The organism is Arthrobacter sp. 05T423 (assembly GCF_056396245.1).
This window is the reverse complement of record NZ_JBFTLC010000020.1, coordinates 42,911-65,767: the sequence shown is the minus strand read 5'-3', so window position 1 is coordinate 65,767 and position 22,857 is coordinate 42,911. Positions and strand designations below refer to the sequence as shown.

The following is a 22,857-nucleotide window of genomic DNA, read 5'->3' as shown; positions in this document are numbered from 1 at the left end:
CCGGCTGCCATCAGCTGGGGCCCCGGCGTAACCCGTAATTTCCTGAATCCGATTGCTGACCGATGGCCCGGCCGCGCAGAAAAGCGCAGCCGAGCCGTCGCCGTGCCAAACGCTCTCTCACTTTTCGCCGCTTCAGGCCAAACGCTCTCTCACTTTTCGCCGCTTCAGGCCAAACGCTCTCTCACTTCCTGTCGCCTTTTTCCGGACGCTCTATCACCGCGGAACCAGGCCGACGCACTTTCGGCGAGTACCGCCGTCGAACTTTCTATGGCTGGAGGCTCGTTGTCACCGCTGTGGGGTATCTTGCGGGTAGTCGATTGAAGCCGCAGGAAGTCCGCCGAAAAGATTTTTTCGCCGAGTGTCCTTTTGGCGGCTGCCCGGTCGTCGTAGGGGTGTCAACAGCTAAGAAGGAGTCATCGTGGAATACATGCTTTTCATCTGCACCGATCCCACCGCGCCGAAGTATGTGGCCGCCGAGGACAACATTGAGGAATGGGTTGCCGAGATGGAAGCCCGCGGCGTGGCCCAGCACGGGGACAGGTTGCGTCCCGTTGAGGATGCGACCACTGTGACCGTGCGCGGGGGTGAAGTGGTGGTCTCGGACGGGCCGTTTGCGGAGACGAAGGAATGGATCGCGGGCTACGACATCATCAAGTGTGCCGACCTTGACGAGGCAGTCGAAGTGGCGTCCAAGCACCCCATGGCGAAATTCGGCAAGATCGAGATCAGGCCGGTGTGGCCGTTCGGCGAGTAGTTCTCCGTTGAAGCGTCGGCAGATGGTGGAGGGAGGGATGAGCCGGTGCCGGAACTGACGGATGTCCGTGCAGCCATCGAGGCTGCCTCTGCCATGGAGACCGCGCGGATCACCGCGACCCTCATCCGCGTGACGGGTGACTGGAGCCTGGCCGAGGACTGCGTGCAGGACGCCTTCGCGCGCGCCCTTGTCGACTGGCCGCAGCGAGGCATACCGAGGAACCCCGGGGCCTGGCTCACCACCGTTGCCAAGAACAGGGCGATCGACCGGATGCGGAGTGCGGCCAGCGAAAAGAAGGCGCTCGCTGAACTGGCGATCCTCGCGGAGCTTGAAGGGCTGCCGGAGGGTCTGCCGGATGACGCCGGCGCCAATCCGGCGGCCGACGACGATCGGCTGCGGCTGATCTACACCTGCTGTCATCCGGCGCTGCCGATCGAGGGCCGCGTGGCGCTGACATTGCGGACGGTCGCGGGGCTGGGGACCGTCGAGATTGCGCGCGCGTTCCTTGTCTCGGAAGCGACCATGTCGAAGCGGCTGGTCCGGGCGCGTGCCAAGATCCGGGAGGCGGGCATCCCGTACCGCGTGCCGCCGCCGGAGCTGATCGGGGAACGCACCGCCGGCATCCTGGCCGTGCTGTACCTCCTGTTCAACGAAGGCTATTCAGCCACCGGCGGCACCTCGCTGACCCGCGAGCCGCTGGTCCGGGAGGCGATCCGGCTCGCCCGGCTGCTCATCGCTTTGCTCGACGGTTCGCCGCAGGAACCCGAGGCGCTTGGCCTCCTGGCGCTCATGCTTTTTCATAATGCCCGACGGCGGACGCGGACTGACGCTGCCGGGGACCTGGTGACGCTGGAGGATCAGGACCGTACCTTGTGGGACAGGCCCGCGATCACCGAAGCCTTCAGGTTGCTCACGACGGCGGAGCGGAGCGGCCTTGAGCGCGGCTCACCGCCGGGGAGCTACCGTATCCAGGCCGCCATCGCGGCGTGCCACATGGTTGCCGACGACTTCGGAAGCACCGACTTCGCCCGGGTGGCATCCCTGTACGACGCCCTTGCCCGGATAGCGCCATCGCCCGTCGTCGAGCTTAACCGTGCGGTCGCCGTCGCTATGTCCCGGGGACCGGCGGCGGGCCTTGCCCTCATCGAGGAACTGGACCGGACACGATCGCTCGACGGGTACTACCTCCTGCCCGCGGCAAAGGCCGACCTGCTTCGGCGCCTTGGCCGAAGGACGGAGGCCGGCCGCGAATACCAGCGCGCCCGGGCACTCGCGCCAACGGAAGCGGAGCGCCGCTACCTTGGCAAGCGGCTGGCGGAGACAGCTCCCGGTCCCTCATCCTGATCCATCTTTCCCACAGCAAGCGGCCCTCAGCTGGCCGCGGAGGAGCAAACATGAAACACCTGCTAATGATCCCCAACAACGTTGACGCCTGGAACGCCCTTCCCGAGCCCGAGGTCCAAGCCATCATGCAGGCGCACGCCGCCCTGCAGTCCGAACTCCGCGCCACCGGAGAGTTTGTCGAGGCACATGAGCTGGGCGAGGAGGCGAAGTTCGTGAAAGCCGGCGGCGGCGGGTTCACCGTGACCGACGGCCCGTTCGCCGAGACGAAGGAAATCGTGGCCGGTTACTACATAGTCGACTGTGCGGACACTGAGCGGGCAGTGGAAATCGCCGGCAAACTCGGCGAGGCAAGGCTGTGGCCCATCGAGGTACGCCGGATCGACCCCTGAGCGAGCGTTGGGGTTTTACCTGCGAAAGCTGATGGAGGGTTTGGGATTAGCCTGCTAAAGCTGAGAGAGCGTTCGGGACTTACGCGGCACGATCTGAAGGACCTTCCGCCAAACGCTCTCTCAGCTTTCGCCGTCGTACGCCAAACGCTCTCTCGCTTTGGGCATTTGCGGGCCGGGAGAACCTGGTGCTTGTGGCCAGGCTACGGCGCCTGAAAAGCCCCGGCGCGGTGGCGGATGATCTCCTCGCACGCTTCAACCTCGCCGATGCAGGACCGGGAAGGGTGTCCACATACTCAGGAGGAATGCGCCGGCGCCTTGATATTGCCATGAGCCTCATCGGGCAGCCGAAGGTCATCTTCCTTGATGAGCCGACGACGGGGCTCGACCCTGAAGCGCGCATCGAAGTTTGGCAGGTTGTCCAGGATCTCGCCAAGCAGGGGACCACAGTACTGCTCACCACGCAGTATCTCGACGAGGCGGAGCAACTTGCAGACGGGATCGCCATTCTTCATGAGGGGCGGATCATCGCGAACGGCACTCTTGCCGAGCTGAAGCAGCTCCTCCCGCCGGCGGAAGTCGAGTACGTCGAAAAGCAGCCGACTCTGGAGGACATCTTCCTCGCACTAGTGGGGAAGGACGACAAAGTCGGGTCAAGTAAGGACCGGTCATGAGCAAACATTTCTTCGGGGACGCGGCTGTCCTGCTGGGCCGTTCGATGCGTCACATCATCCGCAGCGTGGACACGATCATCACCACGGCCATCACGCCGATCGCCCTGATGCTGCTGTTCGTCTATGTTTTCGGTGGCGCCATCAGGACAGACGCCGACAATTACATCAATTACCTGCTTCCCGGAATCATGCTGATCGCGATCGCGTCGGGCATCGCGTACACCGCCGTTCGCCTGTTCACCGACATGAAGAGCGGCATCTTCGAGCGATTCCACTCCATGCCGATCGCACGCTCGTCCGTGCTGTGGGCTCATGTCCTGACGTCACTGGCTGCCAATGCGCTCTCACTTGTGATCATTGTGCTGGTGGCCCTTTTGATGGGTTTCCGTACCTCCGCGGGCCCGCTGGAGTGGCTCGCCGTCGTCGGAATTCTGGCACTGTTCACCCTGGCGCTCACCTGGATCGCGGTTATCGCCGGCCTGTCAGCGAGGTCCGTGGACGGTGCCGGCGGCTTCTCCTACCCGCTGATCTTCCTGCCGTTCATCAGTTCGGCTTTCGTCCCCACGGCCACCATGCCCGGTCCCGTGCGGGCGTTCGCCGAGAATCAGCCGGTCACGTCGATCGTCAACACCATTCAGGACCTGTTTGCGCAGCGACCGCTCGGCGTAGACATCTGGATCGCTCTGGCATGGTGCCTAGGGGTCCTCGTGCTCGCTTACGTCTTCGCCATGGCCGTCTACAGGCGCAGGATCAGCTAGGGCACATCCCGCTCTTCCGGCAGGCGGGGCCGGGGTCTGTTCAGGGGGTCAGCGGACCGCGGATGACGCGCAATGCAAGGTCGGCGTCGCCGTCGAGTACGGCGGTGTCTGACAGGCTGGAGCGGCCCCAGAGGCCCAGGTACATTTCCAGTGGCGCTGCGGTGACCGATGCTGAGATGTCCCCGTTGCCGAAGGTCCATGCCGTGCCGCCGGGTACGCCGAAGGTCACGGCTCTTCCCGGGTCGGTCATCCGCTGCAGCCGGAGCTGGCGCGGGGCGAACATTTCCAGAGCCTCGTCGATCCCGTCGAGGAGGAAGTCCTCGGCGAACTCCGGATCCGCGAGGCCGGACGCCTGGTGGGCGTCGACGAGGTGGATGGCGTGTTCGTGTGCCTGCCGGCGAAGCCAGAAACCGGCCGTGCGCGGGGGCGGGCCGAAGTTCCAGCACGGCGCCATGGGGTCCAGGGAGGTCATCGTGGCCAGGAAATCCGGCACACCTTCGAGGAACCAGGTTGCTGCCTTGTCCTCGGGAGGGGCCGGCTCCTGGACGTACTTGCCGTGGCGAACCACTGCGGCCGCCCATCGTTCTATCGAGCCGAGATGCCCGAAAAGCGCATCCAAAGTCCATCCTGGACAGGCCGGAACTGAGCTGCTCAATATGCTCCCGGTCTGGCGAGCCAGCGCTTCGAGGGCGCCGAGGCTGTGTGTGAGTTCGGCGAGGTAGCGTTCGGGCAACATGAGTCGAGCATATCCAGGCCGCCAGTGCGGGTCTCAGATATTCACCCGCCGTCGGGATCATTTCCTTTATGCACTCGGAAGGGGCAGCTTGGCGGCAGGAGGTGAGAGAGCGTGTGGATAAGACCGGTAGGAGGTGAGAGAGCGTGTGGTAAGACCGGCAGGAGGTGAGAGAGCGCTTGGGTCGAAGCAACGCTCTCTCACTTTTCGTCGGTGGTCAGGGGAGCGGGGCCAGGCGGGCCGCGAGGTGGAGGCCGACGAGCCGGCCCGTTCCCCGCGGGTCGCCGCCGCAGAGGTCGAAGATGCGCTGCAGCCGGTGGTACATCGACTGCCTCTCCAGGTGCAGCTCGCGTGCGGCCTGCGCCGTGTTGCAGCCGGAGTCCAGCCAGACCGTCAGAGTGTGCAGCAGCTGCGAGTTCCGCTGCTCGTCGTGCTCGAGGATCGGGCCCAGTGTCCGGCGCACGAAGTCGCGGCGGACACCTGCGTCAATGCTCTCGACAGCCAGGCGCTCGGCCCCAAACGCGTCGGCGTCCCGCACCTGCCGACTCCCACCGGCGGAGCGGCCAGCAGCGCGGCCAGTCCGCGGCGCCAGATCCAGCGTCCGTCGGGCCTCCTCCATGGACCAGGCGGCCTGGCCGATGCCCTGCCCCAGCGGTCCGACGGCGATCGCGGAACCTTCCGGGACATCGAGACTGCCCAGCGCCTCGATCAGCAACGCCCGCGCGGCCCGGCTTCCCTCGAGGGGCAGGCCGGCCAGCGCAATAAGCTCCAGCTTGTCTGCATAGCTCGCGGCATGCGGGACCGACTCCGCGAGGACCCTGTCCAGTGCGGGTCGCAGCCGACCGGAAGCGGATGAACGAATCATGACGGCGGCAACCGGCCCGTCAACGGCGAATCCCGCCGGCGCCCCCAACTGCTCGAGCCGCCACGGCTGGCCCCCGGAATGGACGGCGCGCATCAGTTCCGCGCCCGCAAGTTCCTTCAGGCCGGGCGGCATCCGCTGCAGCAGCGCCAGGCCAAGAATGTCGACCGAACGTTCGCCCGCCACCCTCACGAATGTCGGGTCGATGCCCTCGGGCAGCTCCAGCTCGAGCCGGGCGGCCAGCACACCGCGGACCGGAACGTCGACCGACGTCGTACTCACTGTCCCCGAACCTCCGGTTCCCGGACCGCCAGCGGAACCGCCGCCGTCGGCCGCCACGGAACCCCCGCCGTCGGCTGTTCCAACGATCGCGCCGCCGGCGGAACCCGCGCTCCCCAACGTCAGCCCCGCGGGCGACACCAGACGGACGCCGGTTCCGGTCTGCCCGGCGAGCACGGCGAGCACCTCATTTAGTCCGCCGCCGTGGGCGAGTTCGGCGGCCATGGCGTGGCTGATTTCGTCCCCGCGCTGCAGCAGCTCCACGGACTGGCCGACCAGGATCGAGTTGATCTCCTGCATGATGCCCACGAAGGGCGCCACCCTGCGGAGCTCGAACAGCGGCAGGCCGTTCGACTCCGCAGTAATCAGCATCGACTCGGGAATGTCGGGGAGCGTCGGGCCTGTTTCGATCGCCAGGGCGGCAACGCCACGTCCTGCCAGTTCGCGCACGTAGTCCACGCGCCGCTCGTCGGTAGCGGTCGCCAGGGCCTGCCCGCCGCTGAGGAGAAGCTCGCCGCCGCGTAGCAAGGGAGCGATGTCCAGAACCTCGCTCGAGTGCACCCACCGCACCTGCCGGCCGGCCACGCTGTCCGGGGCGGCGCGCAGGAGCGGGTCGGCCGCCTGGACGGTCCGATGCTTCAGGACGTCTTCGAGGAACACTGATCTTACACTCCGTCATAGTCAAAGGGATTCTGCTAGACAGATCGTACCTTGTTGCTGTGATGGAGCCCACATACGCTTAATCCATCCCTTCTTCACGGAGGCTCTTCTTCCTCATACGGAGGCTTTTCCGATGCACAACTCCTCAACACCGCAGTCCGGGCCCGCAATGGAGCAGGCCGAGGACTTCGAAGCCTGGCTCCAGCCCATCCCGGAAAGTGCGCGCACCCGCAAGGTGTCAGGCCAGTTCTGGATCTGGGCAGGCGCAAACCTCGCCCCGATCAACTGGGTCCTCGGCGCCCTGGGCATCAATCTGGGCCTTGGCTTCGCCGACACCGTCACCGTCTTGGTCCTGGGCAACCTGATCGGCATGCTGCTCTTCGGCTGCTTCGTCCTGCTGGGCCAAAAGACCGGCGCCACCGGCATGGTCCTGGCCCGCGCCGCGTTCGGCCGCCGGGGCAACTACCTGCCGGCCGCCATCCAGGCGCTGCTGGTGGTGGGGTGGTGCGCCGTCAACACCTGGATCATCCTGGACCTGGTCATGGCGCTGTTCGGCACCCTCGGCTGGGTGGATCCTGCGGCCCACAACTACGCCTGGAAGATCGGCATCGCCACGTTCATCATGGCCGCCCAGGTTGCCATTGCATGGTTCGGCTACAAGGCGATTGCCGCCTTCGAAAAATGGACGGTGCCGCCCACGATCATCATCCTGGTGGTCATGTCCGCCGTCGCCTGGTTCGGCCTGAAGATCAACTGGACGTACGCCGGCCCCGCGGCCCACATCCTGGAGGGCTCCGAACGGATCGCCGCCATGAGCGCCGTGATGACGGCCATCGGTATCGGCTGGGGCATCACCTGGTTCACGTACGCCGCCGACTACTCCCGCTTCGTCAGCACCACCGTGCCCAAGAAAAAGGTCTACCTGGCCTCCGTCCTGGGCCAGTTCATCCCCGTCGTCTGGCTCGGCGTCCTCGGCGCCAGCCTCGCCACCAACAGCGGCGAAGTGGACCCCGGCAAGCTCATCGTGCAGAACTTCGGAGCCATGGCGCTGCCCGTGCTCCTGATGGTGCTCCACGGCCCCATCGCCACCAATATCCTGAACATCTACACGTTCTCGGTGGCCACGCAGGCACTCGACATCACCATCAGCCGCCGGAAACTCAACCTGTTCGTCGGCGTCTTCTCGCTCATCGCCGTCGTCTTCTTCATCTTCCAGGAGGACTTCGCCTCGGTGCTCGACGCCTGGCTGATCGGGCTCGTGGCCTGGGTGGCCGCCTGGGGCGGTGTGATGCTGGTGCACTTCTTCTGGCTGGAGAAGCGCTGGCCCGGCAAGGTGGAGCGGCTGTTCGACGGCGTCGGCACGCGCCGGCTGCCCGTGGTCAACTGGGCCGGCGTGACCTCGCTGGTCGCCGGCATCGTGGCCACCTGGCTGTTCATGTACGGACTCATCCCGATCATGCAGGGCCCCATCGCGGTGGCCCTGGGCGGCTGGGACCTCTCCTGGCTGGCCGGCGGCCTCACCAGCGCCGCCGTCTACGCGGTTCTCGGCCCGCGGCTGCACCGCCCGTATGTGACGGTGACGGACGACGGCGGCACCACCACCGCGGTCAACGCACCGGACGCTGCGCAGGCACCCCAGCCGGTTCCCGCCGTCGAACTCTAAATCCTTCTGCACATCCCACTTCGCCCACTGACGAAAGGAACCCCGGCATGAGCACCAGCGCCTTCGCGGATTCCCAACACCCCATCACCTGGCCCGCCGGCTTCACCGCCGCCGCATCCTTCACCTTCGATGTCGACGCCGAATCCTGCGTCATCGCTCACGACCCCGCCAGCACCCGGCGCATGTCGCTCATGAGCCACCAGTCGTACGGGCCCAAGGTCGCGGTTCCGCGGCTGCTGCAGATCCTGGAGCGGCAGGAGGTCCGTGGAACGTTCTTCATCCCCGGGTTTACGGCCGAAAGCTACCCGGACGTCGTGCGGCAGATCGTCGACGGCGGCCACGAGGTTGCGCACCACGGCTACCTGCACGAGCCGATGCAGGGGATCGACGCCGCCACCGAAGCGAGCTACATGGACCGCGGGCTTGAGGCGCTGGAGAAGGTCGCCGGGATCAGACCGGTGGGGTACCGGGCGCCGTGGTGGGAACTGAACTGGCACTCACCGGCGCTGCTCGCGGACCGCGGGTTCCTCTACGATTCCAGCCTACTCGACGGCGACGCACCTTACCGGATGTCTGTTGCCTCGGGTTCTGGTTCTGCGGGCTCCAGCTCGGCCGACACGCGCGACATCGTGGAAATCCCCGTTGACTGGACGCTGGACGACTGGGAGCAGTACGCGTTTTATCCCGGTGTGACGGGCAGCGGCGTGATCGAAAGCCCCGCGAAGGTGCTGGGGATGTGGACTCTCGAGGCGCAGGCGCACCACTCGCAGGGGAGCTGCTTCGTGCTCACCAACCACCCGTTCATCTCGGGCCGGCCGTCCAAGGCGGTGGCCTTGGAGCAGCTCATCGAGCGGGTCAAGGGCATGGACGGCATGTGGGTGACGACGCTCGAGCAGATCGCCGAGCACACCAAGGCGACCGTTGCCGAAGTTCACACCCACGCCAGGATCGACGTCCCCACGTACCCCGGTTCGGGGGCCCGGTTCAAGCCCGGGCAGGTGCAGGTGCCCGCGCTCAGCTAGCGATCACTTGGCGCGAACGGACACTTGAGGCACTCGCTACGGGGCCAAGTGTCCTTTCGCGCTGTGAATTTAAGATAGTGTCTCGACGAAGGCGGCGGAGGGTGCTTTTCTTGACCTAAGGCGACCGCCTGCCCGGCATCCGTCCGGGGTTCACGTGAGCAAAGGAGCTTCAAAGTGGCTGGCCTCAGCAACAAGTTCGACTCTGAATACGAAAGCAAGAGCGTCGAGGAACTGGCCAAGGCACCCGTCGGTGCACTCCAGGGCCTGTCCGAGTCTGACGCCCAGAAGCTCCAGGAAGCCCTCGGCATCAAGACCATCAAAGACCTGGGTACCAACAAGTACTTCCTATGGGCCCAGGCGGTAGCAAAACTCGCAGAATAATCCGTTACGCACTGAGAACGCCGGCCTGCCGATCATGACGGCGGGCCGGCGTCGTTCGTGTTCGCGGTTCCAGGTTTCTGCGCGCGCGTCGCGTAGGAGCCGGAACGGGAGCGGAACTGCAATGATCAGACCATGAACAGAGTGGACGGCACAGGACACCAGGCACGGAACTTCGACCGGGCGGCACATCATTCGAGGCTCCGGTTGCTGGTGATGGCCGTCGTCGGTCTGGCTGTGGCCGGGGCCGTGGGACTCCTGCAGTCGTGGACTTATGCGCCGGCCATGGGCTGGGCTGCCGCGTCCGCTACCTATCTCATCTGGGTATGGGCCATCATCGCGCGCTTGCCGGCGGCGGCCACGGCGGCCCACGCCCGGCGCGACGATCCCGGCCGGGCCGCCTCAGACGCGCTGGTGCTGGCCGCCACTGTGGCCAGCTTCGGTGGCGTTGCCATGATCCTTGGGGACGCTTCCAACAGTGCAGGCGGAGCCAAATCGGGCATCATCGCACTCGCGCTCGGGAGCGTGGCGCTGTCCTGGTTCCTCGTACACACGCTCTACACACTGCGCTACGCGTCCATCTACTACCGTGACAAGACCGGCGTCGATTTCAATCAGGAAAACCCGCCGCGCTACTTGGACTTCGCCTACCTCGCCTTCACCGTGGGCATGGCCTACCAGGTCTCGGACACCAACCTCAAAACCGATGCAATTCGCGGTACCGTGCTGCGCCAGGGGCTGCTGTCCTACCTGCTGGGGGCGATCGTTCTGGCGACGATCATCAACCTGGTCTCCGGTCTGGTCCACTGACGGGCCGTCGCCTCGCCGAGTTACCAAAAGTGGCCGCTTCGAAGACTCGTCGCCTCGCCGTTTTACCGAAAAGGGCCGCTAGGAAGCCACTTTATGCGGCCCTTTTGGGCTAAGCGGCGAGTCTTCCCCCCGGAGGCCGCCGCTCACCACGGGCCGGGGTCAGAACTGCGATTCACCGACCGCATCCGGCTAGAACCGACACGCCCGTCTAATGGCCGCCTTTAGTGCCCCGCCTTCACGGTGAGCACCCTCAGGGCGGCGGCGTTGACCGTGGCGGCAAACGCGGTATTGTGCTGGGCGAGCTGCAGCACGGCGGTGTACATCGCCGGAACGGAGCGGGGGTTCGCACACAGCAGCATGGTCCCTCCGGCGTTGATGAAGCTCGTGGCCCGTGTGCCCAGAGCCCACGGACCCAGCTGCACCGCGTTGCACAGGTCATCGGACATGACGACGCCGGTGAAATGCAGGTCCGTGCGCAGCATCGTGCGCATGATCAGCGCCGAGAACGGGGCGATATGGCCGGGGTCGATGCGTGTGTAGTAGGCGCTCGAGACCATGACCCACCGGTCTCCCGCCTGGATCGCCGTCCGGAACGGCAGCAGGTACGGGTCGGTGCGCGTGGTCACGGTGTCCTTGACGTTCCGGCTGATGTCCGTGTTCAGGGCGACGCGGCCCAGGCCAGGAAAGTGCTTGATGACCGGCGCGATGCCCGCCTGGCGCATGCCGGCTGCGAAGGCGCCGCCGTGGGCCGAGACCGCTTGTGGCGTGAAGCCGTATTCGCGGCCAAAGAACCCGATAGGGGCATTGTGCGGTGCGAACTGCCTGCTCGGCACGGTGTCGAGAACCGGCGCCAGATTCATGGTGAGCCCCGCCGTGCGCAGCTGGCTTCCCCAGACGCGGGCATTTGCCTGCAGGGCCGCCGTTGTCTGTGTTCCTTGGGACAGCGCAGTAGGAATGACCGAGAACCCCGGCCCGCCGAGCACCTGGACGAAGCCGCCCTCCTGGTCCGTCGCCACGGCGAGGCGGATGCCGCCGGTAGTGGCCGCGGAGACCGTGGCGGTCATCCGGCGGACGACGGCGGCCGTCGCCGCGGTGCCAGCCCGGCTCCGCCCGGCAAGATACACGTTGCCGACGTGGAGCCTGGTGAGGTCGGACATGGTGTTGGCGTCTGCTCCGGTGGCCGTGGCTGCCACCATGAACAGCTGGCCGACCCGCTGCGGCATCGTGAGGCGGGCGAGCTGCTGCGCCGGAGTGGGCGCGGCTGCCTTGACGGCGGCCGCGTGGCTCACGGCGGGCTTTCGGACAGCACCTGGGACAGCACCTGGGACAGCCGCGGGCCGGCTTGCTGCGGGCCGCCGTATTGTGGGCCGGCTTGCTGCCGGCGGGTTTGCAGCAGGCAGGAACTCGGCCCTTGTCGCCGACAGGGACTTGCTTGTTGCGGACGGGGACTGGGGCGGGCCGCCCGCGGCAGACAGAGCAACCAAAAGCGCTGCTCCCAGAACTGCCAATCTACTCAGATGATGCATGTTCACACGGCTTTGCTGGGGCACTCATATACCAACGAGGGTACGCCGTTTCCGCCGGGACGGCCGCACCAAGGCGTCGTTTCATGGCACGGATCAGTTAGCGAACGGACACTTGAGGCCCTAAATAACGGAGCCACAAGGATCCGTTCGCTTCTTGGGTCTATGCATCGTGCGTCGTGTTGCCAGGAATGGCCGCTTGGAAGCATTTCAGGCGGCCATTATTGGTATATCGGCATGGAAAATGCCGCCCTGCAGTGTTGGGGGCCATCGCAGGACGGCATGGATCAAAGGTACTGTTCCGCCCGTTGCCGCAACAGCCTTAGTCCGGGAATAGCCGCAATCTTAACGTTTTTCTAACGCCTGTCCGCGTTTGAACGGCCGAAGGCGTGGAGGGGCACGCCGGACACGACGAGGCCCTGTCCGCTCTTACCGGACAGGGCCTCGAGCTTTAAAGCGGGACCTTAGTGCCTTCTGAAGGCGTCCTTGATCTTTTCGCCGGCTTGCTTCAGGTCGGCCCTGATGTGGCGGGCCCTGCCTTCAGACCGGAGCCTTTCGTTTCCGGTGGCACGGCCGGCCGCTTCCTTGCTTCTGCCGTGGAGTTTGTCGGCGGCGTTGTGGATCTTGTCACCCAAACCCATCGTGACCTCCTGTTCGGGAAAGCCGGGGCGGCCTGCTGCCGCGGCGGCCATTCTCAGTCTATCGACGGCAGGCCTGGGCAGCCATGCCCACTTTTCGCGCCGCGGCGCCCGGTTCCAGTGAATGACGACGACGGCGAGCAGGCTCCAGCCAAGGAGCGGCAGGAACATGCCCACGAGGACCATCGCCGTGATCGCGGCCAGGACGCCAGCCCGGTGTCCGCGGAGCAGGACAAGCTGGTTCGCCAGGCCGAAGTCCTTGAAGTCGGCGCGGCTGGTGACCTTCTCGGCCGCCGCATCGATGGCCACCGCGCTGGCGGTGGCGGGCCATTCGCTGCCTGCCTCGGTCACCGTCCGGGCCTTCCCCAGGGCAGCGCGTAGCGTTTTGAGTAGCGCTAAGCAGTCTCTTGCCCGGTCAGCCCGGGCAAGAGGCTGCTTAGCGTGTAAGTGATGGGTGGCTCGTTGCGCCTGGCTTATCGCTTGCTGGCGCGGGTACGGGCCAGCGCCGTCACGCCGGCGGCGAGGCCGATCAGTCCCGCGGCGAGCCCAACCCAGCCGGCCGTACTGCCGCCGTCGGAGGACGCCGGGGCGGGGCTGGTGGCCGATGCCGGGGCGGCCGATGGCGGGGTTGTGGCTTCTGCGGAGGCCGCCGCGGACGCGGGTTCGGCGTCCTTGGCCGTGGTCACGAACGAGGGGGCCGGGTGGTCGGGCTCAGCCTTGCCCTCGACGGCCTGCTGGTCCCACTTCACCACGGTCCCGTCGGTGTAGGTCTGTACCGCGGGCAGCGTGACGGTGGTTCCTTCGTCCGGCAGGACTCCGACTGAAAGGGAGAACGCCTGGTATTCGTTCTGGCCGATCTGGTGCGCGGCGTCGGCTGTCCATACCACCTTGCTGGGTGCCTTGGTGACGGTGGTCCCGTCGACCGTGACCGGTTTGGGCAGGGCTGTGGTGATGACCTGGGCCTTCCAGCCTTCGAGCGGTTTGACCGACACCGAGGTGAACGGCGTGGCTGCTGGGAGATCGACTTCCAGCTTGTTGGTTTTGGCGGCCGGGGATTCGTTGGGCACGTTGAAGGTCAGGTGCGTGAAACCGCCGGCAGCCGGGTCATCCGGGTCGACGTGCACGTGGGCGGAGGCTGCAGCCGCGCCGGCGGCAAGGAATCCAGCCGCCAGCGTGGCGGTTGCGGTGGTCTTGAGGGTGCGGCGAAGGGAGGTATTCATGGCAGGAGCGCCTTTCACAGGTTTTGGGGTCAGGAACAGCAGGCCGGGGGCCTGTCCGGAAAGCGGAAGAACCGCCGTCGGAAGTTCCTGCCAGTTGTGAAAGGAACTGTCTCTAGGCGGCGGGTGCGGGCAGCGGAGGTCCGCGCCGGGAAGGCAGCCGCACCGAGTGGTGCCTGGGCGGAAGTAGTGCGGCCACGAGGCACGGGACGAAGGTACGGACCGGAACGACGACGGCCGGTTCAGCGTCCCAGAACAGCGGGCTCAGCCGGTTGGCCAGTGCCGCGAGGGCCCGCTCACCGTGGGCAAGGAGCAGCGCGGTGGCCAAGGTGGCGACGGCGTGTGCGGCGAACATGAGTTCCCCGGGTGCGGACCCTTGGACCGGGGCGGCCATCATCAGCGCCTCGTGGTTCAGCGTGCCAGAGGTGTGTCCGGCGTGCGCGGAAAGCAGCGCAGGGGAAACCGCCGACGGAATTTCCGCAGACATGGCGTCGAACGCCCAGTGAAGCCAGGCCTGTCCGCCACCTATCAGCCCGATCAGAACCGGCAGCGACAGCTTGAAGCGGGTGAGGGCCGCGACCGGAACCATAGTCACGGCGCACAGGGCCGCCAGGATTCCCGGCATAGGCAGCTGGCCCCCACCGGCAAGGTGCCCGCCGGCGGCCAGGCCCAGGACGATGGTGCCGATCAGCCCGGAGCGGAACAAGCGGAACGAAGCATGGGGCTTCACGGTCTGTCCTTTCTCCTGGGCGACGACGTTGGCTTCAGCAGCGGAATGCACCTTACCCGCCATGCTATGACGTGGGCCACACTCTGGGGCGTTCATGACGCGTCATTGCCGGGGCCGTTTCCGGCATCCCTGATTCCATCGCGCAGGTTCCGGCGGACGTACCGTCCCGTCACCAGAACGCCGCCCGTGAGTACCGCCGCGCCGCCGACGAACACCCAGCGAACTCCAGGTGCCGGGGCCGGTTCCCGGGCAGGTGCAGTTGCGGCAGGTGCTGTTGCAGCGGACGCCGTGGCCGACTCCGAGGGCCCGTTCGATTTCCCGGCAGTGAAGGTGAAGGTTCCCTCGATGGGGTGGGAATCCGAGGATACGATGCGCCACACAACCGTGTACCGCCCGGCAGGAGCTTCCGCCTTCACCGCCTGGGCGGCGACGTTGTCCTCGATGACGACCGGTCCGATGGATTGGTTGGTGCCGTTTTCGTCTTTAACCAGGACCTCCGCACCGAGGCCGATCGGCGTGTTGTTGAAGGTCAGCTTCACCGCCGCAGGGACCGAGGCAGCAGTGGACCCTTCGGCGGGCTCAACTTTCTCGACGACGTCGTGCGCGTTCGCGGGTGCCAGCACCGTCATCGACATAAGGGCCACCAGCGCCGCAACGGCCAGACTGCCCATGGCGATCCGCGCCACACGGAAAAGGAGCAGCACATGTTGGAGATTCATCTGTGTCCCTTTCGCGAAACGGCCGGCGGATTGCTTTCGAGGCTAGGAACACCTGCGTGGAAAAACCTTGGACGGCGGCCGCAACTCGTTTCCGAAGACCGCCCCGGATGGGTGGTGCACCGCCATGCCGCCCGAGGTTTGTCCAGGCTGTTGAGATATCCAATTCCCGTGGTGCGCTCACAGGCGCCGCCGGAAACCGGGATGACTCGCAGTAAACACCAACCCGAAACGTTCCGGAAAACATCGTGGTGCAGGCTGGTCCCATCAACATTTCAAGGGAGGGGGACCGGCTGTGAACGACGATGTGGCGCTTGAAGTGGAGTCCAGTGCGGAGCTGGCGGTAGGCGACCAGGTTGAGGCCTGGCACCGCGGGCGGCTGGCACACCGGGGGACCGTGAGCAGCACGTTCCAGGACATCGACCTGTTCTGGATCATTGACGCCCGGACCGGCGCGCGCCGGCTGCTGGATCTCGAGCAGCTCAGCGTGCGGCGGGTTCCGGCCGGAAGGGCGGCATCCGGCGTCGGGCATTCCCCAACTGGCGCGCATTCCACCGGTGCCGGGAAACTGAAGCCCGACGCCGGGAACCCGGCTAACGCCGTCGGCAAGCCCGCCGCCCGGAGACGGAGGCCCGTTAGGAACCTGAGCCAGGTGGTCTTTATTGAGGCGCCGGCCACGCGGTAACGGGCCTGCAGGAAATGTCAGGAAATGTTGCTGAACCGCTCCGCCTGGGTCTTGCTGCCCTGCACGATGATCTGGTCGTCGTCGTACAGGACGGTCTGCGCCGTGGTATGGCCCCAGATGCCGCCGGGGCGCTTGACCGCCACGATGGTGATGCCGTACTTGTCGCGCAGGCCCAACACGCCAAGCGGACGGTCCCGGGCCTCGGAGGGCGGGCTGGTGCGGATCATCACGAAGTCGTCCTCGAACTCGACGTAGTCCAGCAGCGAGCCGCGGACCAGGTGGGCCACGCGCTTGCCCATGTCGTGCTCGGGGCGGATCACGTGGTCGACGCCGAGCTGGTTGAGGATCTCCGCGTGCGGTTCGCTGATGGCCTTGGCCCAGATCTGCGGTTTCTTGAACGTGAGCAGGCGCGACGTCGTCAGGATGCTCGCCTCGATGTCGCTGCCGATGCCCACCACGGCGCGGTCAAACTCGTGGACCGAGAGCTGGCGCAGCACCTCCTCCTTGGTGGAGTCGGCCCGGACCACGTGGGTTAGCCGGCCGTTGTAGGACTGCACGGTGTCCTCGCTGGAGTCGATGCCCAGCACCTCGGTGCCCTGCGCCTCGAGCTCCAGCGCCAGCGATCCGCCGAAGCGGCCCAGACCGATCACCACCACCGAGTCTGCCTGCGCCGCGGTGCCGGCCGGACGGGAGAAGAAGTTCTTAGCCAATGAGGGGCCTTTCCTTGGGGTACTCGTAGAGCAGCGGACGTTCGCGGAGCGCCAGCGCGGCGCCGAGGGTCACCGGGCCGAGCCGGCCGATGAACATGAGCAGGATCAGCACCACCTGCCCGGCCGGCGGCATGGCGGCGGTGATGCCGGTGGACAGCCCCACCGTGGCGAACGCGGAGATGACCTCGAACAGGATCCGTTCCTGGCCGAAGTCGGTGATGATCATCAGGAACATCGTGGAACCGACCACCAGCCCGATGGCCAGCAGCACCACGGTGATGGCCTGCCGGTGGACGGCCCGGGAGAGGCGCTTGCCGAAGATGTTCACGGCGGTGCCGCCCTGCAGCTCTGTCACGAGGATGAAGAACAGGACGCTGAACGTGGTGATCTTCAGGCCGCCCGCGGTGCCGGCCGGGCCGCCGCCAATGAACATCAGGATGTCCATGCCCAGCCAGGACACCTCATGCATCTGCCCGATGTCGATGCTGTTGAACCCGGCCGTGCGGGTGATGACTGACTGGAAGAACCCGGCCAGGATGCGCTGGCCCGGCTTGAGTCCGCCGAGTGTGGCCGGGTTGGACCATTCGACGGCGGTGATGAAGACGGTGCCGCAGATCAGGAGCACGGCGGTGCCCACCAGGACCAGCTTGGTGTTCATGCTCCAGTGGATGGGCCGCTGGTACTGCCGGCGCAGTTCGAACAGTACCGGGAAACCGAGGCCGCCGATGATCACCGCGGCGGCGATGGGCAGGCAGATCCAGGGGTCGCCGGCGAATCCGACGAGGTTGTCCGAATGCAGCGCGAAGCCTGCGTTGTTGAACGAGGACACCGCATGGAAGACGCCGTGCCAGAGCGCGCGGCCGGGCTCGTAGCCGTAGCCGGCGACGAGCCTGGCGGCCAGTATCCCGGCGAGCACGATCTCCACGGTGAGGCTGATGACCAGCACCCCGACCAGCACTCGGCGCACGTCCCCGAAGCCGGTGCTCTTGGTCTCCGCCGCGGCTGACAGCCGTGAGCGCAGGCCCAGCCGGCGGGCCATGAGTACGCCCAGCAGCGTGCCGAAGGACATGACCCCGAACCCGCCAATCTGGATCAGGACCATGATCACCACCTTGCCGAAGCCGCTCCAGTACACCGGCGTGTCCACGGTGATCAGCCCGGTGACGCACACCGAGGACGTAGAGGTGAACAGGGCGTCGAGGAAAGGTGCGCCCCCCGGGCCGTTCCGCGCGACGGGCAGCATGAGCAGCCCCGTTCCGACGGCGATGGCGGCGGCGAACCCGAGCACGATCACCTGGGAGGGGTGTTGAGGCGTGAAGACGTTGAGGATGCGGGGGAACACTTTGGAGCCGCCGGGCCAGAGCCCGCCAAAAGCGCGATCCGATGTTGTTGCTTTCCGGCCGGTTCTCGCGGCGGTCCGGGCCGTTTTTGCTGCCGTTCTCGCCGCGAATCTGGCCGTCTGGGCAGCCGGCCGGGGCTTCCTGCCCGGGGATTGGGCGTTCCTGCCTGCAGGCCGGGCCTTAGGGGCAGGGACGTCGCGCATACGCGTCACGCTACCACCGCGGAAATCCTATGACGGGTGTGGAGGACGAGGCGTTAAGAAAGCGTTAAGATCCCCGGTTTTGGCGCTTTCGGAATTCCGGCCGGTGCTAGGCTCCCGTGGTCATCAGCAAACTGCCCATGTGAATCGAAGGACCCCGTGGCCACCTCAAGCACGCAAGGCCGTGTCCTGCCATGCTGACCCAAAGCGCCCCGGTGCTGTGGCTGATCCTCGGCATCGGCGTCACCGGCTACATGATCTACCGGCTCATCAGAGCAACGAAGTAGCCCCCGCCGTCGGACGCATCCCCTGGCCCGACGGCGGCCCCCTCCCAGCCGCTCCGCCCGCCCGGCCCTCCAGCCGTTCGGCGGCATGCCTTCCCCGCAATCCAGAAAGACACTTCATGACCGCACCTGCCCAATACTCCGTTCCGGCCAGCGTGCCCACCCCAGAGCTGGAACACGGCCCCGGCAGCCGGCTTGCGCGGTGGCTGCTGGAGCACAAGGTGCACCAGCCGGTGGGCCCGGAGTCCGAGGAGGGCACCGGGCACCAGCAGAGTTGGTGGAAGGTCATGTGCCTGACCGGCGTCGACTACTTCTCCACGCTGTCCTATCTCCCCGGCATCGCCGCGCTCGCCGCCGGGGCCCTGTCGCCGCTGGCCACGCTGCTGATCGTGGCCCTGACGCTGCTGGGCATGCTGCCGATGTACCGGCGGGTGGCGCACGAGAGCCCGCACGGTCAGGGGTCCGTGGCCATGCTCGAAAACCTGCTGCCGTTCTGGCGCGGGAAGGTGTTCGTGCTGGTGCTGCTCGGGTTCGTGGCGACATCGTGGATCATCACCATCACCCTGTCCGCCGCCGACGCCACCGTGCACATGCTGGAGAACCCGTACCTGCCGCCGTTCCTGGAAGGCCAGGCGGTCCCCATCACCGTGGTCATGCTGCTGATCCTGGGCGGGGTCTTCCTGATGGGCTTCTCCGAGGCCGTGGCCGTGGCCATTCCGCTGGTGGGCGTCTTTCTGCTGCTGAACGCCCTCATCATCGGCACCGGGATTTACGACGCCGTCACCCAGCCGGGTGCCGTCGGCGCCTGGATGTCGCAGCTCACCTCCTTTGGCGGCGGCTTTGGAAACATCGCCGGGCCTGCCATCCTGGCGTTCCCGCTGCTGGTGCTGGGCCTTTCCGGCTTCGAGACCGGCGTGAGCATGATGCCCCTGGTCAAGGCCGCAGGTTCGTCGCCGGAAGAGATGCTGCGAAACCGGATTCGCAATACCCGCAAGCTCCTCACGACGGCGGCCGTGGTGATGAGTGTGTACCTGATCGGCAGCAGTTTCGTGACCACCGTGCTGATCCCGGCCGAGGCGTTCCAGGCCGGCGGGCCGGCGAACGGCCGTGCGCTCGCGTACCTGGCACACGAGCGGCTCGGCAACGGCTTCGGCTCCGTCTACGACGTCAGCAGCGTCCTGATCCTGTGGTTCGCGGGTGCCTCCGCGATGGCCGGGCTCATCAACATCGTGCCCCGGTACCTGCCCTCGTACGGCATGGCGCCCGACTGGTCCCGCGCGGTGCGGCCCGTGGTCCTGGTGTACACGGCCATCAGCATCCTCATCACCATCGGCTTCAAGGCTGACGTCAACGCCCAGGCCGGGGCGTATGCCACCGGGATCCTGTTCATGATGGTGTCCGGCGCCGTGGCCGTGAGCATCTCCGCCGCACGCAAGAAGCGGCGGGGGGCCGCCGTTGGCTTTACCGTCCTGACCCTCGTGATGCTGTACGCGCTGGTGGAGAACGTGATCGAGAAGCCCGACGGCCTGGCGATCTCCGGGTTCTTCATCCTGGGCATCGTGGTGGTCTCGCTGGTCTCCCGTGTTTCACGGACCACGGAGCTGCGGGTGGACCGGATCGAGTTCGACGAGGCCGCGCGGCGCTTCGTGACGGACACGATCGACTACGACGGGCGGATCAACATCATCGCCAACCGCCCGCAGGCCAGGGACGCCAAGGAGTATGCGGAGAAGGAGGCCGCGCAGCGGGAGAACAACCCCGTGCCCGGCACGGCCGACGTCATGTTCCTGGAGATCGACGTCACGGACCCGTCCGGCTTCAGCGACGTCCTCACGGTGCGCGGGGTGGAGGTGGACGGTCACCGCGTCCTGCGCGCGACCAGCCCGGCCGCACCCAACGCCATCGCCGCCATTCTGTTGGCCCTGCACGCCGCTACGGGAGTCCGGCCGCACGCGTACTTCGAGTGGGCCGAGGGCAACCCGCTGGCCCACCTGATGCGCTATCTGCTCCTGGGCCGCGGCGACACCGCGCCCGTGGTCCGCGAGATCATCCGCGAAAACGAGCCCGACCCCGCCCGCCGCCCCGGCATCCACGTCGGCTGACCCCTCGGGACGCTCTCTCACTTCCTTCCGGTTTTCCCCCGACGCTCCCTCACCGTTAGCCGGCAGGAAGTGAGAGAGCGTCGCTACGGGACGGGGGAGGCTGTGACCACCACGTTCTTGCCCCACGGATCCTCGGTGTAGCAGCTGATGAGCACCACGCGGTTGGGCACGACGTTCCAGATGTCGCTGTCCTTGAGCGTGGTTTTGTCGTGCGTCGTCACGGAATCCACCACATACTTCAGCACGCCCTTCGCAGTGGTGACCGTGAGGGTCTTGCCCACGAGCGAGCCGTCACTGAGCCGGTTGAACGGGCATCCCGGCCGTCCCAGCTGTGCCCCACGATGTAAGTAGTGTTGGTCGAACCCGCACCAGGCACCCCGTAGCTCGTCAGCCAGTAGGCGTCTACGGTCAGCGGCGGGACGAGCGACTCCGAGGCCAGCTCGTCCGCACTCGGCGTCAGCGGCAGAACCCGCACCTTGAGGTCGACGGCGTCGACCGACACTGCGGTCGGCGCTGCGGCCCGTGGTCGGGCCGCCTTGCGGGCAACGGGCGTGGGGCTCGGGGAACCCACCGCGGAAGGGATGGCTGACGGCACGACGGCGGTGCTGCCGCCGCCGCTTGGGGGAACAGCGTTCGACGGCGCCAGGAAGAGGGCTGCGGCCAAGCCCACCGCGGCAACTGCGGGTACGGCAAGCCAGCGCCGGCGGATGGGCCGGCGCTGGCTGGTCATCGTCTGCGGAGCCAACTGCCTACTTCCGGGTGCGTTCCAGGCGGCGCATCCTCATGGCGACAGCTGCGGGCACGGCGATGCCTGCCGCGAGGAGCCCCGCCAGGAGCGCAAGTCCGGGGTGAACGCCCGGCTCGGCTTGCGCCGAGGTCTGAACGTTGAGGCCCTTGTTCGTCGCGACCGCCGGGGTGCCGCCCCCGGCGGGAGTTACGCTGACCGCATTGGCGACGGCCGGCGTCGTGCTTCCAGGGGCCGCCGGGACCGTAACCGGGGGAGTGACCGCGGGATCAACGCCGCCGGCGTCCGGGTTGCAGGCCGCCAGGAAGGCCTCGAAGAGGCCCCCGAGGTCGGCGGCCGTAGCTTCGTCGAGCGAAACGGCGGCCAGTGCGGCGTCGAAGTCGGCCGCCGCCGCGTTGGACGCGTCCCGGGCCTCGATGACCTCCGGGGTGTTGATGGCTGCGTCGTACGCCGCGGTCAGGTCCGCGACCGCCTGCCGCGCTGTGTCCTCGGCCTCCTCAGCCGCTTCGGTGGCGTCCTCCGCTGCACTGATTGCAGCCGGATCGCCCGAATCCTCGGCCTCTTCCTCTGCAGCCTCGGCGTCAGCGGTTGCTGTGATGGCGTCGTCCAGCGCCGCCTGTGCCGTCGCGAGTTCGGCGGCGGGGACCGCTCCGGCTGCTTCGACCAACGAAAGGTAACCCGTCTCGGCGTCCGCCGCGACTGCGGCCTTGGACTCAAGATCGGCCACGGTTGCCTCGGTGATGCCGGCAGCAGAGAGCGCGCCCTCAAATTGCGTGGAAGCCTGTTGGCAAGCGGGGTCGCCTGGCGCCGCGGCTGCTGTCGGGGCTCCGAGGAAGAGCCCGCCGGCGAAAACGGCAGCTGACGAACCAGCGGCGACCCATTTGGATAAAGCGGTCATAGTGTGTGCGTCCCCCAAACCCGTACCGGCCGCCGGGACGGCCCCGGCGGTTCCAGCGCGCAGCAGAACGGCTCGTCGCGCTGGCTCCGGAGAATCCGGTTGGACCAGGCGGGAGAGACGCTCGTGGTGCTAATCATCCCGAATACGACGGCGAGACCTCAGTTTTACCTGAATGCCGCCCGAAAGATCGCTGTGAGAGCCAAAATGCAGATCAAATGGCGTTTGTGGCAAACGTCACTGAGTTGCGGAGACGTCGGGCCCGCTGGCCGCCTCGACGGCCGCCAACCGAACCACGTGCAGGGCCAGCGGGTCAAGGAGCTTCCGGGTCCTATGTGCTGGTCTCGAGGATCCAGAACATACCCAAGACCGGCACGGTTTCTGTCACCCTGCCCACGTGGTAGAGGTGCCCGTTGTAGCGGGCCTCCACCACGTCGCCGGGGGAAAGGTCGCGGCAGTGAACGATGCGGCCGACCGCTCCGTCGGTGGCGGCTGATTCATGCATGGCGGGCTCCGTCCTTGGCGCCGTCACCGCTTTTGATCCTGTTAGGTTGTTGGCGCTCTTTCAGGATGGCGCCGCCACATTGCCGCGCGGTTTCCGTGGGTTGATTTTCGCGTGACCTCGTTTCCCGCCCGGGATTTAGCGGCGGGAGGTGAGAGAGCGTTGGGGGGAAGGCGGCAGGAAATGAGAGAGCGTCGGGGGGAAGGCGGCAGGAAGTGAGAGAGCGTCGGGGGGAAGGCGGCAGCAG

At 66.6% G+C, this 22,857-nt stretch carries 23 protein-coding genes and 1 pseudogene; 11 read left to right on the top strand and 13 right to left on the bottom strand.

The window, feature by feature from the left end:
- The first annotated feature begins 427 nt into the window (after window positions 1-427).
- From AC1DFE_RS15195 to AC1DFE_RS15175, 5 genes and pseudogenes are all read left to right on the top strand, one after another.
- Window positions 428-754: a YciI family protein gene (locus AC1DFE_RS15195; RefSeq protein ID WP_476906725.1), complete on the top strand. Its 327-nt coding sequence runs from the start codon at window positions 428-430 to the stop codon at window positions 752-754.
- A gap of 45 nt (window positions 755-799) precedes the next feature.
- Entirely contained in the window at window positions 800-2,098 is a 1,299-nt protein-coding gene (locus AC1DFE_RS15190) for an RNA polymerase sigma factor (RefSeq protein ID WP_476906706.1), read from the top strand.
- Between the two features lie 50 nt (window positions 2,099-2,148).
- On the top strand, window positions 2,149-2,487 hold the full coding sequence (locus AC1DFE_RS15185; RefSeq protein WP_476906705.1) for a YciI family protein: 339 nt from the start codon (window positions 2,149-2,151) through the stop codon (window positions 2,485-2,487).
- A gap of 170 nt (window positions 2,488-2,657) precedes the next feature.
- Window positions 2,658-3,158 (top strand): annotated as a pseudogene (locus AC1DFE_RS15180) (ABC transporter ATP-binding protein); the annotation flags it as partial.
- Window positions 3,155-3,916: an ABC transporter permease gene (locus tag AC1DFE_RS15175; RefSeq protein ID WP_476906704.1), complete on the top strand. Its 762-nt coding sequence runs from the start codon at window positions 3,155-3,157 to the stop codon at window positions 3,914-3,916. The pseudogene AC1DFE_RS15180 and the gene AC1DFE_RS15175, both read left to right, overlap by 4 nt.
- Before the next feature lie 40 nt (window positions 3,917-3,956).
- Here AC1DFE_RS15175 and AC1DFE_RS15170 read toward each other — a convergent pair whose 3' ends face one another.
- Both AC1DFE_RS15170 and AC1DFE_RS15165 read right to left on the bottom strand, forming a co-directional pair.
- Complete coding sequence (locus tag AC1DFE_RS15170; RefSeq protein WP_476906703.1) at window positions 3,957-4,652, bottom strand: maleylpyruvate isomerase family mycothiol-dependent enzyme; 696 nt, start codon at window positions 4,650-4,652, stop codon at window positions 3,957-3,959.
- Between the two features lie 214 nt (window positions 4,653-4,866).
- A complete protein-coding gene (locus tag AC1DFE_RS15165; RefSeq protein WP_476906702.1) occupies window positions 4,867-6,450 on the bottom strand; it encodes a PucR family transcriptional regulator in 1,584 nt (527 codons plus the stop codon).
- Window positions 6,451-6,583: 133 nt separating this feature from the next.
- On the opposite strand from AC1DFE_RS15165, the gene AC1DFE_RS15160 reads away from it, so the two are divergent.
- The 4 genes from AC1DFE_RS15160 (at window position 6,584) to AC1DFE_RS15145 (ending at window position 10,323) form a co-directional block, all read left to right on the top strand.
- Window positions 6,584-8,113, top strand: a complete 1,530-nt coding sequence (locus tag AC1DFE_RS15160) for a purine-cytosine permease family protein (RefSeq protein ID WP_476906701.1) — start codon at window positions 6,584-6,586, stop codon at window positions 8,111-8,113.
- A gap of 47 nt (window positions 8,114-8,160) precedes the next feature.
- A complete protein-coding gene (locus tag AC1DFE_RS15155; RefSeq protein WP_476906700.1) occupies window positions 8,161-9,135 on the top strand; it encodes a polysaccharide deacetylase family protein in 975 nt (324 codons plus the stop codon).
- 174 nt (window positions 9,136-9,309) lie between these two features.
- On the top strand, window positions 9,310-9,516 hold the full coding sequence (locus tag AC1DFE_RS15150; protein WP_476906699.1) for a hypothetical protein: 207 nt from the start codon (window positions 9,310-9,312) through the stop codon (window positions 9,514-9,516).
- 132 nt (window positions 9,517-9,648) lie between these two features.
- Entirely contained in the window at window positions 9,649-10,323 is a 675-nt protein-coding gene (locus tag AC1DFE_RS15145) for a DUF1345 domain-containing protein (RefSeq protein WP_476906698.1), read from the top strand.
- 221 nt (window positions 10,324-10,544) lie between these two features.
- Here AC1DFE_RS15145 and AC1DFE_RS15140 read toward each other — a convergent pair whose 3' ends face one another.
- From AC1DFE_RS15140 to AC1DFE_RS15120, 5 genes are all read right to left on the bottom strand, one after another.
- Complete coding sequence (locus tag AC1DFE_RS15140; RefSeq protein ID WP_476906697.1) at window positions 10,545-11,612, bottom strand: glycoside hydrolase family 3 N-terminal domain-containing protein; 1,068 nt, start codon at window positions 11,610-11,612, stop codon at window positions 10,545-10,547.
- Between the two features lie 698 nt (window positions 11,613-12,310).
- Window positions 12,311-12,487, bottom strand: a complete 177-nt coding sequence (locus AC1DFE_RS15135; RefSeq protein ID WP_476906724.1) for a CsbD family protein — start codon at window positions 12,485-12,487, stop codon at window positions 12,311-12,313.
- 470 nt (window positions 12,488-12,957) lie between these two features.
- Complete coding sequence (locus tag AC1DFE_RS15130) at window positions 12,958-13,704, bottom strand: YcnI family copper-binding membrane protein (protein WP_476906696.1); 747 nt, start codon at window positions 13,702-13,704, stop codon at window positions 12,958-12,960.
- Between the two features lie 112 nt (window positions 13,705-13,816).
- Entirely contained in the window at window positions 13,817-14,482 is a 666-nt protein-coding gene (locus AC1DFE_RS15125) for a hypothetical protein (protein ID WP_476906695.1), read from the bottom strand.
- Window positions 14,483-14,523: 41 nt separating this feature from the next.
- On the bottom strand, window positions 14,524-15,150 hold the full coding sequence (locus AC1DFE_RS15120; protein ID WP_476906694.1) for a copper resistance CopC family protein: 627 nt from the start codon (window positions 15,148-15,150) through the stop codon (window positions 14,524-14,526).
- A 292-nt stretch (window positions 15,151-15,442) separates the two neighbouring features.
- Here AC1DFE_RS15120 and AC1DFE_RS15115 point away from each other — a divergent pair, with 292 nt between their 5' ends.
- Window positions 15,443-15,832: a hypothetical protein gene (locus tag AC1DFE_RS15115; protein ID WP_476906693.1), complete on the top strand. Its 390-nt coding sequence runs from the start codon at window positions 15,443-15,445 to the stop codon at window positions 15,830-15,832.
- A gap of 17 nt (window positions 15,833-15,849) precedes the next feature.
- Here the strand turns inward: AC1DFE_RS15115 and AC1DFE_RS15110 are convergent, their stop codons facing one another.
- A complete protein-coding gene (locus AC1DFE_RS15110; RefSeq protein ID WP_476906692.1) occupies window positions 15,850-16,542 on the bottom strand; it encodes a potassium channel family protein in 693 nt (230 codons plus the stop codon).
- On the bottom strand, window positions 16,535-18,085 hold the full coding sequence (locus AC1DFE_RS15105) for a TrkH family potassium uptake protein (RefSeq protein WP_476906723.1): 1,551 nt from the start codon (window positions 18,083-18,085) through the stop codon (window positions 16,535-16,537). Before AC1DFE_RS15105 ends, AC1DFE_RS15110 begins: the two co-directional genes overlap by 8 nt.
- Window positions 18,086-18,485: 400 nt before the next feature.
- Here AC1DFE_RS15105 and AC1DFE_RS15100 point away from each other — a divergent pair, with 400 nt between their 5' ends.
- The gene (locus AC1DFE_RS15100; RefSeq protein ID WP_476906691.1) at window positions 18,486-20,468 is read left to right on the top strand and encodes an APC family permease; all 1,983 of its coding nucleotides are present in this window, start codon (window positions 18,486-18,488) and stop codon (window positions 20,466-20,468) included.
- Window positions 20,469-20,551: 83 nt separating this feature from the next.
- Here the strand turns inward: AC1DFE_RS15100 and AC1DFE_RS15095 are convergent, their stop codons facing one another.
- The 4 genes from AC1DFE_RS15095 to AC1DFE_RS15080 all read right to left on the bottom strand — a co-directional run bounded on the left by AC1DFE_RS15095 (window position 20,552) and on the right by AC1DFE_RS15080 (window position 22,613).
- Window positions 20,552-20,749, bottom strand: a complete 198-nt coding sequence (locus tag AC1DFE_RS15095; RefSeq protein WP_476906690.1) for a sortase family protein — start codon at window positions 20,747-20,749, stop codon at window positions 20,552-20,554.
- The gene (locus tag AC1DFE_RS15090) at window positions 20,707-21,213 is read right to left on the bottom strand and encodes a hypothetical protein (protein WP_476906689.1); all 507 of its coding nucleotides are present in this window, start codon (window positions 21,211-21,213) and stop codon (window positions 20,707-20,709) included. The genes AC1DFE_RS15095 and AC1DFE_RS15090 overlap by 43 nt, the downstream gene beginning before the upstream one ends.
- A 4-nt stretch (window positions 21,214-21,217) precedes the next feature.
- The gene (locus tag AC1DFE_RS15085; protein WP_476906688.1) at window positions 21,218-22,111 is read right to left on the bottom strand and encodes a hypothetical protein; all 894 of its coding nucleotides are present in this window, start codon (window positions 22,109-22,111) and stop codon (window positions 21,218-21,220) included.
- A 328-nt stretch (window positions 22,112-22,439) separates the two neighbouring features.
- The gene (locus tag AC1DFE_RS15080; RefSeq protein ID WP_476906687.1) at window positions 22,440-22,613 is read right to left on the bottom strand and encodes a hypothetical protein; all 174 of its coding nucleotides are present in this window, start codon (window positions 22,611-22,613) and stop codon (window positions 22,440-22,442) included.
- Window positions 22,614-22,857 lie beyond the last annotated feature (244 nt).